General features: G+C 67.2%; 19 protein-coding genes. 15 read left to right on the top strand and 4 right to left on the bottom strand.

The genetic code is table 11. From position 1 onward, the window contains the following. Positions 1–50: 50 nt before the first annotated feature. The 10 genes from urtB (at position 51) to ureC (ending at position 9,289) form a co-directional block, all read left to right on the top strand. Complete coding sequence (gene urtB / locus ACAW63_RS01265) at positions 51–1,640, top strand: urea ABC transporter permease subunit UrtB (RefSeq protein WP_371231108.1); 1,590 nt, start codon at positions 51–53, stop codon at positions 1,638–1,640. Continuing rightward, complete coding sequence (gene urtC, locus ACAW63_RS01270; protein WP_371231109.1) at positions 1,637–2,716, top strand: urea ABC transporter permease subunit UrtC; 1,080 nt, start codon at positions 1,637–1,639, stop codon at positions 2,714–2,716. Before urtB ends, urtC begins: the two co-directional genes overlap by 4 nt. Next, entirely contained in the window at positions 2,713–3,558 is an 846-nt protein-coding gene (urtD, locus tag ACAW63_RS01275) for an urea ABC transporter ATP-binding protein UrtD (protein ID WP_371231110.1), read from the top strand. Before urtC ends, urtD begins: the two co-directional genes overlap by 4 nt. A 172-nt stretch (positions 3,559–3,730) precedes the next feature. Continuing rightward, positions 3,731–4,429 carry an urea ABC transporter ATP-binding subunit UrtE gene (urtE, locus tag ACAW63_RS01280; protein ID WP_371231112.1) on the top strand — a complete coding sequence of 233 codons (699 nt, stop codon included), beginning with the start codon at positions 3,731–3,733 and terminating at the stop codon, positions 4,427–4,429. A 158-nt stretch (positions 4,430–4,587) separates the two neighbouring features. After that, complete coding sequence (locus ACAW63_RS01285; RefSeq protein WP_371231114.1) at positions 4,588–5,040, top strand: GNAT family N-acetyltransferase; 453 nt, start codon at positions 4,588–4,590, stop codon at positions 5,038–5,040. Positions 5,041–5,359: 319 nt separating this feature from the next. Next, a complete protein-coding gene (locus ACAW63_RS01290; protein ID WP_371231115.1) occupies positions 5,360–6,193 on the top strand; it encodes an urease accessory protein UreD in 834 nt (277 codons plus the stop codon). Position 6,194: 1 nt separating this feature from the next. Further along, complete coding sequence (ureA, locus tag ACAW63_RS01295; protein WP_259757577.1) at positions 6,195–6,497, top strand: urease subunit gamma; 303 nt, start codon at positions 6,195–6,197, stop codon at positions 6,495–6,497. Between the two features lie 31 nt (positions 6,498–6,528). Further along, positions 6,529–7,086, top strand: coding sequence for an N-acetyltransferase family protein (locus ACAW63_RS01300; protein ID WP_371231118.1), 558 nt, complete (start codon positions 6,529–6,531; stop codon positions 7,084–7,086). After that, positions 7,083–7,388, top strand: coding sequence for an urease subunit beta (locus ACAW63_RS01305; RefSeq protein ID WP_371231119.1), 306 nt, complete (start codon positions 7,083–7,085; stop codon positions 7,386–7,388). The genes ACAW63_RS01300 and ACAW63_RS01305 overlap by 4 nt, the downstream gene beginning before the upstream one ends. A 200-nt stretch (positions 7,389–7,588) precedes the next feature. Further along, entirely contained in the window at positions 7,589–9,289 is a 1,701-nt protein-coding gene (gene ureC / locus ACAW63_RS01310; RefSeq protein ID WP_371231121.1) for an urease subunit alpha, read from the top strand. A gap of 83 nt (positions 9,290–9,372) precedes the next feature. On the opposite strand, the gene ACAW63_RS01315 is transcribed toward ureC, so the two are convergent. Further along, on the bottom strand, positions 9,373–9,639 hold the full coding sequence (locus ACAW63_RS01315) for a DksA/TraR family C4-type zinc finger protein (RefSeq protein ID WP_371231123.1): 267 nt from the start codon (positions 9,637–9,639) through the stop codon (positions 9,373–9,375). Positions 9,640–9,816: 177 nt separating this feature from the next. Between ACAW63_RS01315 and ACAW63_RS01320 the strand changes: the two genes are divergently transcribed. After that, positions 9,817–10,461 (top strand): hypothetical protein, encoded by a 645-nt coding sequence (locus tag ACAW63_RS01320; RefSeq protein ID WP_371231125.1) that lies wholly within the window; start codon positions 9,817–9,819, stop codon positions 10,459–10,461. A gap of 20 nt (positions 10,462–10,481) precedes the next feature. Here ACAW63_RS01320 and ACAW63_RS01325 read toward each other — a convergent pair whose 3' ends face one another. Then, on the bottom strand, positions 10,482–11,345 hold the full coding sequence (locus ACAW63_RS01325; protein WP_371231126.1) for an oxaloacetate decarboxylase: 864 nt from the start codon (positions 11,343–11,345) through the stop codon (positions 10,482–10,484). A 207-nt stretch (positions 11,346–11,552) separates the two neighbouring features. Here ACAW63_RS01325 and ACAW63_RS01330 point away from each other — a divergent pair, with 207 nt between their 5' ends. The 3 genes from ACAW63_RS01330 (at position 11,553) to osmE (ending at position 13,599) form a co-directional block, all read left to right on the top strand. After that, the gene (locus ACAW63_RS01330) at positions 11,553–12,818 is read left to right on the top strand and encodes an Hsp70 family protein (RefSeq protein WP_371231128.1); all 1,266 of its coding nucleotides are present in this window, start codon (positions 11,553–11,555) and stop codon (positions 12,816–12,818) included. Positions 12,819–12,949: 131 nt separating this feature from the next. Then, complete coding sequence (locus ACAW63_RS01335; protein WP_371231130.1) at positions 12,950–13,168, top strand: hypothetical protein; 219 nt, start codon at positions 12,950–12,952, stop codon at positions 13,166–13,168. Between the two features lie 92 nt (positions 13,169–13,260). Next, positions 13,261–13,599, top strand: a complete 339-nt coding sequence (osmE, locus tag ACAW63_RS01340) for an osmotically-inducible lipoprotein OsmE (RefSeq protein ID WP_371231132.1) — start codon at positions 13,261–13,263, stop codon at positions 13,597–13,599. A gap of 40 nt (positions 13,600–13,639) precedes the next feature. Here osmE and ACAW63_RS01345 read toward each other — a convergent pair whose 3' ends face one another. Beyond that, on the bottom strand, positions 13,640–14,023 hold the full coding sequence (locus ACAW63_RS01345; protein ID WP_371231134.1) for a termination factor Rho: 384 nt from the start codon (positions 14,021–14,023) through the stop codon (positions 13,640–13,642). A 111-nt stretch (positions 14,024–14,134) separates the two neighbouring features. Between ACAW63_RS01345 and ACAW63_RS01350 the strand changes: the two genes are divergently transcribed. After that, a complete protein-coding gene (locus tag ACAW63_RS01350) occupies positions 14,135–14,590 on the top strand; it encodes a GyrI-like domain-containing protein (protein ID WP_371231136.1) in 456 nt (151 codons plus the stop codon). Here ACAW63_RS01350 and ACAW63_RS01355 read toward each other — a convergent pair. Beyond that, positions 14,584–16,662 (bottom strand): AsmA family protein, encoded by a 2,079-nt coding sequence (locus ACAW63_RS01355; protein WP_371231138.1) that lies wholly within the window; start codon positions 16,660–16,662, stop codon positions 14,584–14,586. The two genes, ACAW63_RS01350 and ACAW63_RS01355, sit on opposite strands and share 7 nt — an antisense overlap. Positions 16,663–16,756: the final 94 nt, after the last annotated feature.

Raw genomic sequence — 16,756 nt, forward strand, 5'->3', positions numbered from 1 at the left:
AGAGGGCCGGGGTGAGGGAATCCCAGACTCCTGTGTGCCGGGATGTAACGATGCCCACTGCCTTTTTCCACCGCCTGCTCCGCGCCTGCGCCCTCGCACTGACCGCGCTGCTGCCGCAGCTCGCCTTCGCCAGCCCCGCGCAGGACTTCGCCAGCGCCAACAACGACGGTCGCGCGCAACTGCTCGAACAATGGGCCGCCGCGCCCGATGCCGACCGCTTGCCGTTGCTGGAAGCCATCCAGTCCGGCCGCCTCGTCGTCGATGTGCAGGGCCGCGCGTTCCTCCTCGGTGACGACGACCAGTACCACGCCGCCGAGGGCGGTGCCGCGCCGGTCGGCGAGCCCGACAAGCTGCGCCTGAACAACCGCCTGCGCGGCCTGGTGAACACCGCCCTGGCCAGCCACCAATTGGTTGCCGACAGCGCCGCGGTGCGCCTGGAGGCCGCGCGGCAATTGCAGAAAAGCGCCCGCCCGGCGCAGCGCATGCTGCTCGAATACCGCCTCGGCGAAGAATCCGACGACAGCGTCAAGACCGCCCTGCAACTGGCCCTGGCCAACCTGCAGCTGGCCGATCCGGCCCCGGCGGTGCGCCTCTCTGCCGTGCGCCTGCTGGGCGAATCCGGCGATCCGCAGGCGCGCACCCGCCTGGAGAACCTGCTCGATCCCGCCGTCGAACCCGACGATTCGGTGCGCACCGCCGCCGCCACCAGCCTCGGCCAGGTGAAGCGCCGGCTGCTGATGGGCGACCTGTTCGGCCAGGCCTTCAGCGGCCTGTCGCTGGGCTCGATCCTGCTGCTCGCCGCCCTGGGCCTGGCCATCACCTACGGCCTGCTCGGGGTGATCAACATGGCCCACGGCGAGATGCTGATGCTCGGCGCCTACTCCACCTACGTGGTGCAGCTGCTCTGCCAGCGTTACGCGCCTGGCGTGCTGGAGCTGTACCCGCTGCTGGCGCTGCCGGTGGCCTTCCTGGTCACCGCGTGCATCGGCATGGCCCTGGAGCGTACGGTGATCCGCCACCTCTACGGCCGCCCGCTGGAAACCCTGCTCGCCACCTGGGGCATCAGCCTGGTGCTGATCCAGCTGGTACGCGTGCTGTTCGGCGCGCAGAACGTCGAGGTCGCCAACCCGGCGTGGCTGTCCGGCGGCATCCAGGTGCTGCCCAACCTCGTGCTGCCGTGGAACCGCATCGTCATCATCGGCTTCGCGCTGTTCGTGCTGGCGCTCACCTGGCTGCTGCTCAACCGCACGCGGCTGGGGCTGAACGTCCGCGCCGTCACCCAGAACCGCAACATGGCCGCCTGCTGCGGCGTGCCCACCGGCCGCGTGGACATGCTCGCCTTCGGCCTCGGCTCGGGCATCGCCGGCCTGGGCGGCGTGGCGCTGTCGCAGGTCGGCAACGTCGGCCCGGACCTGGGCCAGAGCTACATCATCGACTCCTTCCTGGTGGTGGTGCTCGGCGGTGTCGGCCAGCTCGCCGGCAGCGTGCTGGCCGCCTTCGGCCTGGGCGTGGCGAACAAGATCCTCGAGCCGCAGATCGGCGCGGTGCTGGGCAAGATCCTGATCCTCGCGCTGATCATCCTGTTCATCCAGAAACGTCCGCAGGGGCTCTTCGCTCTGAAAGGGAGGGTCATCGATTGAACCAGCCACTCACCGTCACGGCCGTGCAGAAGGCCGGCCCGAAACTCACCGCCGGCATCGTCGGCGCCGCGCTCGTCGCGCTGCTGACCCTGCCGCTCTTGCACCTGCTGCCGGAGAGCAATCCGCTGCACCTCTCCGCCTACGGGCTGACGCTCACCGGCAAGATCCTCTGCTATGCCATCGTCGCCCTGGCCCTGGACCTGGTCTGGGGCTACGCCGGCCTGCTGTCGCTGGGCCACGGGCTGTTCTTCGCCCTGGGCGGCTACGCCATGGGCATGTACCTGATGCGCGAGGCCGCCGGCGACCAGTTGCCGGCGTTCATGACCTTCCTCTCCTGGACGGAGCTGCCCTGGTACTGGGCCGGCACCCAGCACTTCCTCTGGGCGCTGTGCCTGGTGGTGCTGGCGCCCGGCCTGCTGGCCCTGGTGTTCGGCTTCTTCGCCTTCCGCTCGCGGATCAAGGGCGTGTACTTCTCGATCATGACCCAGGCACTGACCTTCGCCGGCATGCTGCTGTTCTTCCGCAACGAGACCGGCTTCGGCGGCAACAACGGCTTCACCAACTTCCGCAGCATCCTGGGCTTTTCCATCACTGCGCCGGGCACGCGGGTGGCGCTGTTCATCGCCATCGTCCTGCTGCTGGCGGCGAGCCTGGCCATCGGCTTCGCCCTGGCGCGCAGCAAGTTCGGCCGGGTGCTCACCGCCCTGCGCGATGCGGAGAACCGCCTGATGTTCTGCGGCTACGACCCGCGCGGCTACAAGCTCTTCGTCTGGACCCTGAGCGCGGTGATCTGCGGCCTCGCCGGCGCGCTGTTCGTCCCGCTGGTGGGCATCATCAACCCCAGCGAGATGTCGCCGACCAACTCCATCGAAGCCGCCGTGTGGGTCGCCCTCGGCGGGCGCGGCACGCTGATCGGCCCGCTGCTCGGCGCCGGCGTGGTGAACGGTGCGAAGAGCTGGTTCACCGTGGCCTTTCCCGAGTACTGGCTGTTCTTCCTCGGCGCGCTGTTCATCGTCGTCACCCTGTATCTGCCGCGCGGCATCCTGGGCCTGATCAAGCGGGAGAAAGAACAATGAGAGCGGTCCCCCACCTGATGCTGGAGCCGGCCTACGACCCGTCGGGCGCCAGCCGCGATGCCATCGGCATCGGTTCGAGCGCCAGCGGCCAGCTGGACGTGCGCCACGGCACCATCCTCACGCTGGAAGACATCAACGTCAGCTTCGATGGCTTCCGCGCCCTGCGCGATCTCACGCTGTACATCGGCGTCGGCGAGCTGCGCTGCATCATCGGCCCCAACGGCGCGGGCAAGACCACGCTGATGGACGTGATCACCGGCAAGACCCGCCCCCACAGCGGCAAGGCCTTCTTCGGCGAAACCCTCGACCTCACCCGCATGAGCGAGGTGGAAATCGCCCAGGCCGGCATCGGCCGCAAGTTCCAGAAGCCCACGGTGTTCGAGGCGCTGAGCGTTTTCGAGAATCTGGAGCTCGCGCAGAAGGCCGACAAGTCGGTTTGGGCGAGCCTCAGGGCGAAGCTGTCCGGCGAACAGAAGGACCGCATCGAAGAGGTGCTCACCACCATCCGCCTGCGCGAGTCGCGCAATCGCCCCGCGGGGCTGCTTTCCCACGGGCAGAAGCAGTTCCTGGAGATCGGCATGCTGCTGGTGCAGGAGCCGCAACTCCTGCTGCTGGACGAGCCGGTGGCGGGCATGACCGACGCCGAGACCGAGTTCACCGCCGAGCTGTTCAAGTCCCTCGCTGGCCAGCATTCGTTGATGGTGGTGGAACATGACATGGGCTTCGTCGGCAGCATCGCCGACCACGTCAGCGTGCTGCATCAGGGACATGTGCTGGCCGAGGGTTCGCTCGAGGACGTGCAGGCCAACGAACAGGTCATAGAGGTCTATCTCGGCCGCTAGTTCTGAATCGGCCGCACTCGCACCCGCGTCTGCGGCGTTGCCGGACACTTCCCCCATGCTCATTGCCAGTCGGCAACTCCGCTGGGTGAAGTGCCCGGCGCCTTGCATCCACAGGCGCGATCACGGCCTTTTACAACGGCGTTCTCAAAGCCAAGAGCCCAGGAACTAATCCATGCTGCAAGTCGACAAACTGCACCAGTACTACGGCGGCAGCCACATCCTCCGTGGCCTGTCGTTCGACGCGAAGATCGGCGAAGTCACCTGCCTGCTCGGCCGCAACGGCGTGGGCAAGACCACCCTGCTGCGCTGCCTGATGGGCCTGGTGCCGGCCAGGGAAGGCAAGGTCAGCTGGGAGGGCAAGCCGATCACCGGCTTCAAGCCGCACCAGCGCGTGCACGCCGGCATCGCCTACGTGCCCCAGGGACGGGAGATCTTTCCCCGCCTGACGGTGGAGGAAAACCTGCTGATGGGCCTGTCGCGGTTCAGCGCCGGCCAGGCCAAGACGGTGCCCGAGCCCATCTACGAGCTGTTCCCGGTGCTGCAGGAAATGAAGCAGCGGCGCGGCGGCGACCTCTCCGGCGGCCAGCAGCAACAGCTCGCCATTGGCCGCGCGCTGGCCAGCCAACCGCGTTTGCTGATCCTCGACGAGCCCACCGAAGGCATCCAGCCCTCGGTGATCAAGGAGATCGGTGCGGTGATCCGCAAGCTAGCCCAGCGCGGCGACATGGCCATCCTGCTGGTGGAACAGTTCTACGACTTCGCCGCCGAACTGGCGGACCAATACCTGGTGATGTCCCGTGGCGAGATCGTCCAGCAGGGGCGCGGCGCGGACATGGAAGCCGAGGGCGTGCGCGGGTTGGTGGCGATCTGAGGTGAGGGCAACTCGCTCCTACAGGATCAGTATGGGTGCTCCTTGTAGGAGCGAGCTTGCTCGAGAACCCAGGCCCACACCGAGACGACCTGTCACTGGCGAACGGCCGAGGCGGGTGGCAAGCTGCCAGGCCCGTATCGGCTTTTCCGGAGTTGGTCATGTCCCTCGTCCTGCGCCCCGCCGTCAACGACGACGCCGGTTTCGCCGCAGTCTGCGTGGCAGCCGCCTACGCCCAGTGGATTCCCAGGCTCGGCCGCAAGCCGGGACCGATGCTGGACGACTATCACGCCATCATCGCCGAGGACCGCGTGCTGATCGCCGAGCAGGACGGCGCGCCGGTCGGCCTGCTGGTGATGCGCGAGACCGAGGAAGGCTTCCTGCTCGACAACATCGCCGTGCTGCCGGAGTGCGCCGGCCAGGGCATCGGCCGCGTGCTGCTGATCCACGCCGAGGAAACCGCCGCCCAGCTGGGCTTCAGCTCGCTGTACCTGTACACCAACGAGCGCATGGTGGAGAACATCGAGCTGTACGCGAAGAACGGCTACCAGGAATACGCGCGCAAGGTCGAGAACGGATTCCGTCGCGTGTACATGCGCAAACAACTGGGCTGAGGCACGGCTCTTGTAGGAGCGAGGGGGACGCCCAGTTCTTGCTCGCGAACCGCCGATTTAACCAATGCTTCCAGCGTTAGTCTGATCATCCGTTCGCGAGCAAGCTCGCCCCTACAGTCGACGCACCAAGATGGGGCGCAAGGTTCGATAACGCACCGCAACCGCGCCCGTACCTGACCGATCAGACAATCACCCTGGGCACCTCATACCCCGCGCCGAACGGGCCCTCCGGTACCCTGTGCAGGCACCGCGCACTATCCTGGCGCATCCCGGCACGCTGCTTGCTCTGTCCTGAGCGTCCTTCGTTTCGAAGCTGCCCATGAACGCACCGGCCACCCTCTTCCACCCCGCCTGGCACGCCGAGCTCGAGCTGGCTTATGCCCGCGTCGGCGACGGCACGCGCCCGGTCACGCGGCGGCATCTGGGCCCGCTGCGGGTGCAGAAGCATCTGTACGCGGAAGGGCCGCAGGTCTGCCAGCACATCATTGTGCACCCGCCCGGCGGCATCGCCGGCGGTGACACGCTGGACCTCGATATCCACGCCGGCGCCGGCAGTTGGGCGCAGCTCACCAGCCCCGGCGCGGCAAAGTGGTACCGCGCCTCGTGCCCGGCAAAGCAGCGCCTGAACCTGCGGGTCGCGCCCGGCGCCACGCTGGAATGGCTGCCGCAGGAAACCATCGTCTACTCCGGCGCCCAGACGGAGCTCACCACCGGCATCGACCTGCAAGGCGACGCCCGGCTGTTCTACTGGGACGTGGTCGCCCTCGGCCGCCCGGCCAGCGGCGAGCGCTTCGACGACGGCCACTTCACCGCCGCCCTGGACATTCGCCGCGACGGCCAGCGCCTGTGGCACGAGCGCCAGCGCGTGGAGGGCAACGACCGCCTGCTCGACTCGCCCATCGGCCTCGCCGGGCATCCGGTGATGGCGACGCTGATCGCCAGCGGGCAGATCGATGCGGCGCTGCTCGAAGCCTGCCGCGCGCTGCCCTGCCAGGGCCGCGGCAACCTCACCCAACTGCCCGGCCTGGTGGTCGCCCGCTGCCTCGCCGTCGAGGCGCTGCACGCCCGCGCCTGGCTCATCGAACTCTGGCGCCGGCTGCGGCCCGCGCTGCTCGGCCGCGAGGCCGTTCCCCCGAGAATCTGGAGCACCTGAGATGGACCTGACTCCACGCGAGAAAGACAAACTGCTGATCTTCACCGCCGGCCTGGTCGCCGAGCGCCGCCTCGCGCGCGGGGTGAAGCTCAACTACCCGGAGGCCGTGGCGCTGATCTCCGCCGCGCTGCTCGAAGGCGCGCGGGATGGCCAGACGGTCGCCGAGCTGATGCACTACGGCACCACGCTGCTGAGCCGCGAACAGGTGATGGAAGGCGTTCCGGAGATGATCCCGGAGATCCAGGTGGAAGCCACCTTCCCCGACGGCACCAAGCTGGTCACCGTGCATCAGCCCATCGCCTGATCGCGCGCCATCCAACCGGGGGGCAGCGACAATGGCGGATGAAGCGTTCCGCTTCATTCGCCCTACGTATAGAGGAACCAGCATGCTCATCCGCGACGCCAGCCAAGCCGACCTCGGCAGTCTGCGCGACATATACAACGACGCCGTGCTCAACACCACCGCGATCTGGAACGAGGTCGCCGTCGACCTGGAGAACCGCCGCGCCTGGCTGGAACTGCGCGCGCAGCAGGGCTTCCCGGTGCTGGTGGCCGAAGACGCCGGCGAAGTGCTGGGCTATGCGAGTTACGGCCCGTGGCGCGCCTTCGACGGCTTCCGCGGGACGGTCGAGCACTCGGTCTACGTGCGCGCCGACCAGCGCGGCAAGGGCCTGGGACCGATCCTGATGCAGGCGCTGATCAAGCGCGCGCGTGCACAGGGCCTGCACGTGATGGTCGCGGCCATCGAGAGCGGCAACGCGGCGTCGATCCGCCTGCACGAGCGCCAGGGCTTCGCCATCACCGGGCAGATGCCCCAGGTCGGCCAGAAGTTCGGCCGCTGGCTGGATCTGACCTTCATGCAACTGATCCTCGACCCACGGAGTTCTCCATGATCCCAGGCGAATACGACATCCAGAGCGGCGAGATCGAGCTCAACGCCGGCCGCCGCACGCTCGGCCTGACGGTCGCCAATAGCGGCGACCGGCCGATCCAGGTTGGCTCGCACTACCACTTCTTCGAGACCAATGACGCGCTGCTGTTCGACCGCGACGCGGCGCGCGGCATGCGCCTGAACATCCCGGCGGGCACCGCCGTGCGCTTCGAGCCGGGCCAGAGCCGCGAAGTGGAGCTGGTGGAGCTGGCGGGCGAGCGGAAGGTTTACGGCTTTGCCGGGCGGCTGATGGGCGCGCTGTGAGTCCGTGCCAGAAGAGCCCCTCTCCCCCGCCCTCTCCCTGAAGGGAGAGGGAGCTGTCCGTGCCGGCTGATGCATTGATTTCATCCTGCGCCGAACGGTCCCCTCTCCCTTCAGGGAGAGGGTTAGGGAGAGGGAGTGGTCCCGCCCCGTGCTGGGGCTCAGCAAGAAAACCGAATGACGCCAACCGCCAAGGAGCCCCGATGAAGATCAGCAGACAAGCCTACGCCGACATGTTCGGCCCCACCGTCGGCGACCGCGTGCGCCTGGCCGATACCGGCCTGTGGGTCGAAGTGGAAAAGGACTTCACCCTCTACGGCGAGGAAGTGAAGTTCGGCGGCGGCAAGGTCATCCGCGACGGCATGGGCCAGAGCCAGCTGTGCGCCGCACAGGTGGTCGACACGGTGATCACCAACGCGCTGATCCTCGACCACTGGGGCATCGTCAAGGCCGACGTGGGGCTCAAGCACGGGCGCATCGCCGCCATCGGCAAGGCCGGCAACCCGGACATCCAGCCCGGCGTGACCATCGCCCTGGGCGCCAGCACCGAAGTGATTGCCGGCGAGGGCATGATCCTTACCGCCGGCGGCATCGACACGCACATCCACTTCATCTGTCCGCAGCAGATCGAAGAGGCGCTGATGAGCGGGATCACCACCATGATCGGCGGCGGCACCGGGCCGGCCACCGGCACCAACGCCACCACCTGCACCTCCGGTCCCTGGCACATGGCGCGCATGCTCCAGGCCGCCGATGCCTTCCCGATGAACATCGGCTTCACCGGCAAGGGCAACGCCAGCCTGCCGCTGCCGCTGGAGGAACAGGTGCGCGCCGGCGCCATCGGCCTGAAGCTGCACGAGGACTGGGGCACCACCCCGGCGGCCATCGACAACTGTCTGTCCGTGGCCGACCGCCTCGACGTGCAGGTGGCGATCCACACCGACACCCTCAACGAGTCCGGCTTCGTCGAGACCACCCTGGCCGCGTTCAAGGGCCGCACCATCCACACCTACCACACCGAGGGCGCCGGTGGCGGCCACGCGCCGGACATCATCAAGGCCTGCGGCTTCGCCAATGTGCTGCCCAGCTCGACCAACCCGACCCGGCCCTTCACCCGCAACACCATCGACGAGCATCTGGACATGCTCATGGTCTGCCACCACCTGGACCCGAGCATCGCCGAGGACGTGGCCTTCGCCGAGTCGCGCATCCGCCGCGAGACCATCGCCGCCGAGGACATCCTCCACGACCTCGGTGCGTTCAGCATGATCAGCTCCGACAGCCAGGCCATGGGCCGCGTGGGCGAGGTGATCACGCGCACCTGGCAGACCGCCGACAAGATGAAGCAGCAGCGCGGCGCGCTGGAGGGCGACGGCGCGCGCAACGACAACTTCCGCGCCAGGCGCTACATCGCCAAGTACACCATCAACCCGGCGATCACCCACGGCGTCGCCCATGAAGTGGGCAGCATCGAAGTGGGCAAGCTGGCCGACCTGGTACTCTGGCGCCCGGCCTTCTTCGGCGTGAAGCCGAGCCTGATCCTCAAGGGCGGCGCCATCGCCGCGAGCCTGATGGGCGACGCCAACGCCTCGATCCCGACGCCTCAGCCGGTGCACTACCGGCCGATGTTCGCCAGTTACGCCGGCAGCCGCCACGCCACCAGCCTGACCTTCCTCAGCCAGGCCGCGTTCGACCTCGGCGTACACCACGAACTGGGCCTGCGCAAGGCCATCGGCGTGGTGAAGGGCTGCCGCGGCGTGCAGAAGACCGACCTGATCCACAACGCCTACCTGCCGCACATCGAAGTGGACGCGCAGAACTACCAGGTACGCGCGGACGGGCAGTTGCTGTGGTGCGAGCCGGCGCACGTGCTGCCGATGGCGCAGCGGTACTTCCTGTTCTGAAAAGCGGCCGTTTCGACGGCCGGCGCTGAAATCAGCGACAGATTGCCGGCTTCCGTTACGGCAAAAGATCGGACCGAAGCGCTTCAGCGCAACTGACTGTCCTTGCTCCCCCGCCGGTTATAGCCGGCGTAGGCCGCCGACGCCTTGTCGTGCTCGGCCTGGCAGTTCACGCACAGCCGCACGCCGGGGATGGCCTTGCGTCTAGCCTCGGGGATTGGCGCGTCGCACTCCTCGCAATGGGTCAGGCTCTCGCCCCTGGGCAACTGGTTGCGCGCCCGTGCGACAGCGTCTTCGATGGTGCTGTCGATCTGCTCCTGAACCGCTCCGTCGTTTGCCCAGCCACTGGCCATGGCGACCTCCCGTGGAATCTTCGCGTGTCCTGAAGATATGCAGGTCACCGGAAGGGATTGCAAGGGCGATGGCGCGGGAAGCGACGAGTGCGTCGCTGGCAAAACCAGATGCGTCTTATGGTCGGCGGCCTGGGCGCTGCGAAGAATCGACGGACCTCTCTCTGCCGGAACCACGCCATGCGCCACGTCTCTATCCTGACGGCCTGCCTCCTGCTCGCCGGCCTGCTGCCGCGCGCCGCCAATGCCGACGCCCTGGACGCCAGCCTGCGCGACATGGAGCGTTACCTGCTGCTCTACAGCGCCACCGGCGACGAGCGCTTCCTCGCCCGGCTTGACGGACTGGGGCCGGGCTTCGAGCAGCAACTGTCGCAGCATAAGAATGCCGCCAGCCTGCAGGATCTGTGGCGGCTCTATCGACAGACGCTGGAGCAGGTTCGTGCGGCTTACACGCAGAAGAATGTGGATCTGCAACGCGCCGTGGCACAGACGCGGGAAGTGGCCGGGCTGTTCGACACCTTCATCCTGGCACGGGATCCGGCGCCGAAGGGGCTGGAGGACGAGCTGCGCGAGCTGGCACTGCTGGAGGCGCGGCGGGCCAATGGGCAGTTAGTGAGGAGGGGACACGGAGAGGATGCGACACGCATCGGGGAACTGCAGGAACTGATCGGCAAACGCCTGGCGGCATTACCCGCCGGTGCCAGCCGGGACTCCCTGCTCTCGCGCTGGCGCTACCTGCGCAAGGCGGAGAAACCCGAAGGCACTCTGCTCTATCCCTTCAACGCACAGGTCGAATACCTGCTGGCGCATCTGCCGCCAGGCTGAGCGGCACGGGACAGGCGGACCTATTCTTTGACTTCCATGTATTCGCGCGCCCAGATCTGGTACTCCTCGGGCAGCGTGTACTTCTTCGCCAGCTCCGAGGCCGTCAGGTCGGAGGCGTCGACGCCGCGCTGCTCGCGCAGGCAGTCGTAGGTGGCCTTGATCGCCGCGAAGTAGGCAGCGTGACCGTCCACCACGATGCGCACCCCCAGGCGCGCAAGGCGCTGGTCGTCGCGCAGCGCCGGGTTGCCATAGGACACCAGCATCAGCGGCACGGAGAGGTGGCGGGCGATTGCCTCCAGGTGGTCGAAGTCGCGGATGCCGACCATGCAGATGCCGTCGGCGCCGGCCGCCTGGTAGGCCAGGGTGCGGCGGATCACGTCGTCCACTTCGAGCACTTCGGCATTGGTGCGGGCGATGATCGCCATTTCCGAGTCGATGCGCGCTTCCAGTGCCGCACGGATCTTGCCGACGCCTTCCTCGACCGGGATCAGGTCGGTGGACTTGCGGCCGAACTGCGCGGGCAGCAGCGTGTCCTCGATGGTCAGCGCGGCCACGCCGGCGCGTTCCAGCTCGACAATGGTGCGCATGGTGTTCAGCGCGTTGCCGTAGCCGTGGTCGGCGTCGGCGATCACCGGCAGGCGGGCGACACGGCCGATGCGGGTGGCCTGTTCGACGAACTCGCTGAGGGTGATCAGCGCGAAGTCCGGTGCCGCCAGAACTTGTAGTGAAGCTACAGAACCACCCAGGATGCCTACCTCGAACCCCAGATCCGCGGCGATGCGCGCCGACATCGGATCGAACACCGAAGCGGTGTGGTAGCAGGAGGAAGAAGTCAGTAAGGCGCGGAATTCCTTGCGCAATTCGTGGAAGGAGGCTCTGTGCATGGTGGGGTCCAACTGCTTATACGGGGTGGGAAAGAAAAATCAGTGGGCAACAAACTCTTGTAGGAAAACTACAGGAATACAATGTAGCAAAACTACAAGCTACTCCCCAAGCCCCTTGGCCACCATTGTTTCCCGACAGATACCCTGGCTTTCCCAGCCTGCTCGCGTAAACTGCGCGGCCGTTTTTTCTCCGGACACCCGCACACCATGTTCCAGACCACTGCGGCCCGCGCCCTGGGCATCGACTTCGGCACCTCCAATTCCACCGTCGGCTGGTGGCGCCCGGACACCGAACCGCTGATCGCGCTGGAAGACGACAAGATCACCCTGCCCTCGGTGATCTTCTTCAACGTCGAGGAGCGCCGTCCGGTATACGGCCGCCTGGCCCTGCACGAATACCTGGAAGGCTACGAAGGCCGCCTGATGCGCTCACTGAAAAGCCTGCTGGGTTCCTCGCTGCTGAAAAGCGAGACCACCGTGCTGGGCAGCGCCATGCCATTCAAGGACCTGCTCGGCCTGTTCATCGGCGAACTGAAGAAGCGCGCCGAAAACGTGGCCGCGCGCGAATTCGATTCCGTGGTGCTGGGCCGCCCGGTGTTCTTCGTCGATGACGATCCCAAGGCCGATCAGGAAGCCCAGAACACCCTGGTGGCGGTGGCCCGGAAGCTCGGCTTCAAGGATGTCTCCTTCCAGTACGAACCGCTGGCCGCGGCCTTCGACTACGAGCGCAGCATCCAGCGCGAGGAGCTGGTGCTGATCGTCGACATCGGCGGCGGCACCTCCGACTTCTCGCTGGTGCGCCTGGCCCCGGAGCGCCGCGAAGTGGCGGACCGCCACGGCGACATCCTCGCCACCGGCGGCGTGCACATCGGCGGTACCGATTTCGACAAGCAGCTGAGCATCCAGGGCGTGATGCCGCTGTTCGGCTACGGCAGCCGTATGAAGAGCGACGCCTTCATGCCCACCAGCTACCACCTGAACCTTGCCACCTGGCACACCATCAACGCGGTGTACGCGCAGAAGTCCCAGCTGGCACTGCAGAACATGCGCTACGACATCGTCGACGCCACCGGCATCGACCGCCTGTTCAAACTGATCGAACAGCGCGCCGGCCACTGGCTGGCGATGCAGGTGGAAGCCAGCAAGATCGAGCTCTCCGACAGCCAGCAGCGCGACATCGACCTCGCGCGCATCGAGCCCGGCCTGGTCGCGGAACTCAGCCGCGAACTGTTCGAAGGCGCGATCGGCCCGCTGCTGGAGCGCGTGCGCGGCAGCATCACCGAGCTGCTCAACTCCGCCGATGTCGATCCGGCGCGGGTCGACACCGTGTTCTTCACCGGCGGCTCGTCCGGCGTGCCGGCGCTGCGCCGGAGCGTGGCGGCGATGCTGCCCAACGCCCGCCATGTCGACGGCGACCGCTTCGGCGGCATCGGCAGCGGCCTGGCCATCGAAGCGATGAAGCGTTACGGCTGAATGCGCCCCCAATGGCCCCTCGTCCATTGCGGACAGGGGCCAGCGACGGGCGCGGATTGCGCCAGGGCGCACTGACGCCCGCCCCACCTTGCGCTAGCGTTGAGGATTATCACCTCACGCCGGAAGCCGCCATGTCACTCCCTCGCCTCGTCGCCCTCACCAGCCTGTCCTGCGCGCTCACCGCCTGCGGCCTGGGCGAAACGGCCGCCACAGCCACCACCGCAGCCAGCCTGCAGGCCCAGCAGGCGCAACAGGCCCAGCAGCAGATGCAACAGCTCAAGCAGCAGGTTGACCAGGCCAACGTGCAGAGCCAGCAACGCCTGGACGACGCCCTGAAAGACGCGCAGTAGGGCAGTTTTCTCGAACGCTCGCCGGCGCTGTCACTCCAAATCGTGCAAGCACGATGCTCGATCCAAGCCGTTTCAATCCCAAGGAGAGCACCATGGATAAACGATCACTGCTGGTCCTGCTCGTACTGGCGTCGTTGGCGGGCTGTGCCTCCAACACCAAGGTGCAGAACCCGGTCAACTTCATCACCTTCCGCAACGAGCCGCTGGTGCGTGACGTCGACAAGGGCATGACCAAGGAGCAGGTGCTGCGCGTCGGCGGGCCGCCGTCGTCCACGCAGAGGCGCGCGAAGGGCCTTGGCAGCTGCAACAGCTACATCCTCGCCAAGGAGGGACAACAGCAGGCCTTCTACGTCAGCTTCGACAGCAGCGGCAAGGTCGACGGCTCGGGCTTCATGACCTGCTCCGACCTGGAGCGCCGCGAAAGCGACTGACCCCGCCGGCCCTCATCCCCGACGGATGAGGGCCGATGGTTCAGCGCAGCGCCTCGATCAGCTCATCCTTGCGCATGCGCCAGCGCCCGCTGATGCCCTTGCGCTTCGCGCGTTCGAGCAACTGCTCGCGGGTCAGCGCCTCCAGCGGAGCCAGGTTCCGTCCTCCGGGCTTGGTTGACGCACCCTGGCGGCTCTTTGCCGCGCGCCGCGCCGAGGCATTGCGGGCCATCGCCTTGGCCCCGTCGCCCTTGCGCTGGCCGGCACCGCCCTTGCGCTCACCGCCGCCGGACTGGCGATTGACCGTGGCCCAGGCCAGCGCCTCGGCCTCCTCGCGGCTCATTCCCAGGTGCCGGTAGCTCTCTTCGATGTGCGCCGCCTTGCGCTTCTGGCTGGCGCTGTACAGGCTCTTGTCTCCACGCGACATAACGATCTCCTTGTTCGAAGGTCTACCGAGAGTGGACCGGCCCTGCGCGGAAATATTCACTGCAATGCGCCGCCGTCTATCATGCGAACACTCAGCAAGGAGCCGCACATCATGAAACACAGGATCGTCGAGCTGCCCGCCTTCACCGTGGTGGGCATGGACTATCGGGGCAGCGCCCCCGGCGACAGCATCGGCCAGCTCTGGCAGCGTTTCCTGCCGCGCGAGCATGAGATCAGCGTCAACCCGAAGGACAGGAACGCCTATGGCGTCTGCGCCCAACTGCCGGGCGGCGAGTTCCACTACATCGCGGCGCTGCCGGTGGAAGCCGACGCGGCGGTGCCCGAGGGCATGCTGAAGTTCGAAGTGCCGGCGCAGAAGTACGCGGTGTTCACCCACATCGGCCCGGTGCAGGGGATCGCCGACAGCTTCCAGGCCATCTATTCCAGCCTGCTCGCCCGAGTGGGACTCGAACCGCGCAAGGGCATCGACCTGGAGCGCTACACCGAGCGTTTCCTCGGCCCGGAGAACCCGGCCTCGGAAACCGACCTGTACATTCCGATCTACTGACGCCTGGCGGGTGCCGGCACCTTCGCCGGCTGCTTCATCTGCTGCAGCAGCGGACCGCACTGGTTGTCGTCGTTCTGGCTGGGCGCCACCAGCGCCAGCAGCGCGGCCGCTGGCGTCAGCGCCACGCCCAGCGCGACCATGCCCGCGCCGCGCAGCACCAGCGGACCGCTGTGCACCCCGGCGCGGGGATTCTTGAAGGTGCCCTGGACATAGAGCGGCGAGCGCAGCGAGAAGATGCGCAGGCCCTTGCTCTCGGGAATCACGTCCAGGTCCAGCTGCTCGCTGGCGAAGTTGGCGGTGCCCTGCACGTTGATGATGGCGTTCTCGGTGTCGAATACGAACACCCGCGGCTGCGCCACCCCCTTGGCGATGCCGACGTCGGCGGCGGCGCAGTTGATCCTCACCTCGTCGTCGCCGAACAGCTTGGCCACCACGTAGTTGCCGACATTGAGGCCGGCGATCTCCATCAGTCCCCGGCTGATCCGCCCGTCATTCATCAGCAGCTTCAGCTGCCCGTTGGCGCCGCCTAGGATGCTCGCCACGGAGTTGCCGGTGCCGCTGAGCGCCGCGTCGCCATTGAGCTCGCCGAGGCTGGTCTGCATCGGCGCGAAGCTGGGGAACAACTGCTTGAGCTTGAAGCTGCGCGCCTTGAGTTCGACGCGGCTCTGCATGGGCGTCTTGCCGCCGTCCAGGCGGATCTGCGAATCCAGCGTGCCGCCGGCCACGCCAAAGCGCAGCGGCTCCAGGACGAGCAGGCCGTCGTTGAGCACCAGGTGGGTATAGAGGTCGCTGAGCGGCAGCTTGTCGCTGTGCGCGATGCGCTTGCCGGTGAACTCGACGTCAGCGTCCATTGCCCGCCAACGCTCGGTGCGGAACTCTTCCACCGGCAGCACCTTGTCCGCCGGCTGACGGGTGGCCTGGCCACGCGCCTGCTTGTCCTTGTTCGAGTCGGCGCCGATCAGCGGGCCCAGGTCGACCATCCGCAGTTGCTCGGAATGCAGCTTGCCGGAGAGCTTCGGGCGGGGCTGGCGATTGACGAACAGCAGGTTGCCGCGAAGATCGCTGCCGCCGACCTTGCCGTTGAAGTCGTCGTAGTGGAAGGTCGCGCCGTCGGGGTCCTTCAGCTGAGCGGTGAGGCGGCCATCGGTTTCATAGGGCGGGGTATCGGGCAGGGTCACGCCGGTGAGCGGGAACAGGTTGGCCATGCTGCTGCCGGCCAGCTTCAGGCGCAGGTCGAGTGCCCCCAGGTTCAGCGGATCGGTCAGCCGGCCGACCACGCTGGCGCGAGTGCTGCCGGCGGTGATGTCCGCCTGCACCGGGAAGGGCTTGGCGGTGTCCTGCAGGGCCAGCATGCCGCCCACCTTGCCGGAGCCGTTAAGTGGCAAGCCCTTGTACTCGCCCTTGAGTTTCCAGCCGAACACGTAATCCTGGGTTTCCACGGCGTTCGCTCCGGCCAGCGCCTTGCCGGCCAGCTGGCCGAAGGGCACCGGCTTGCCGAGCGGGTCCACCAGCAGTTCCAGGCGGGTCTTGAGGCGCTGGTCATCGAGGGTGATGCGCCCCTTGTCGAAGCCGATCTCGCCGATATCCAGCTTCCAGGGCGACGGTTCGGGATTGGCCTCCTCGTCCTTCTTCGGCAGCTCGAAGGTCCAGGTGGCGCGGCCATCGGCCAGGCGCAGCAGGTCGGCGCTGGGGCGGGTGAGAATGATCTGCGGGATGCTCACGGTCTGCCAGAGCAGCGGCAGCGGCGCCAGGCGGAACTCCACCTTCTCCAGGCGGGCGAATTGCGGAGTCTTGCCGGCGGCCCAGTCGGGATTGCCCAGGGTGATGTCGGCGGCACTGAAGTGCGGCCAGGGCAGCAGGGCACGCCAGCCTCCCTCCTCCGGCTCGGTGCGCCAGAGCACCTGCAGGTCGCCGTTGATGGCGAAGGGGCGCCCCAGTTCGGCGGTCACCTTCTCGTTGATCATCGGCTTCACCCGATTCCAGTCGAAGGTGGCGATGAACACCAGCGCTGCCGCGATAAGGGCGACGAAGCCGGTGAAGGTCCAAAGGCAGATTCGCTGGCCGCGCGTCATACGTGAACTCCCTGGTTGCCGCGTCGGTGAAAGGCCTGGCATCCCCGCGCCAGGCCCGCTGCATCGATTGCAATGAAAGCACGGCCGCCGGAGC

The organism is Pseudomonas sp. QE6 (assembly GCF_041379005.1).
In the GTDB taxonomy this organism is placed as follows: Bacteria; Pseudomonadota; Gammaproteobacteria; order Pseudomonadales; family Pseudomonadaceae; genus Pseudomonas.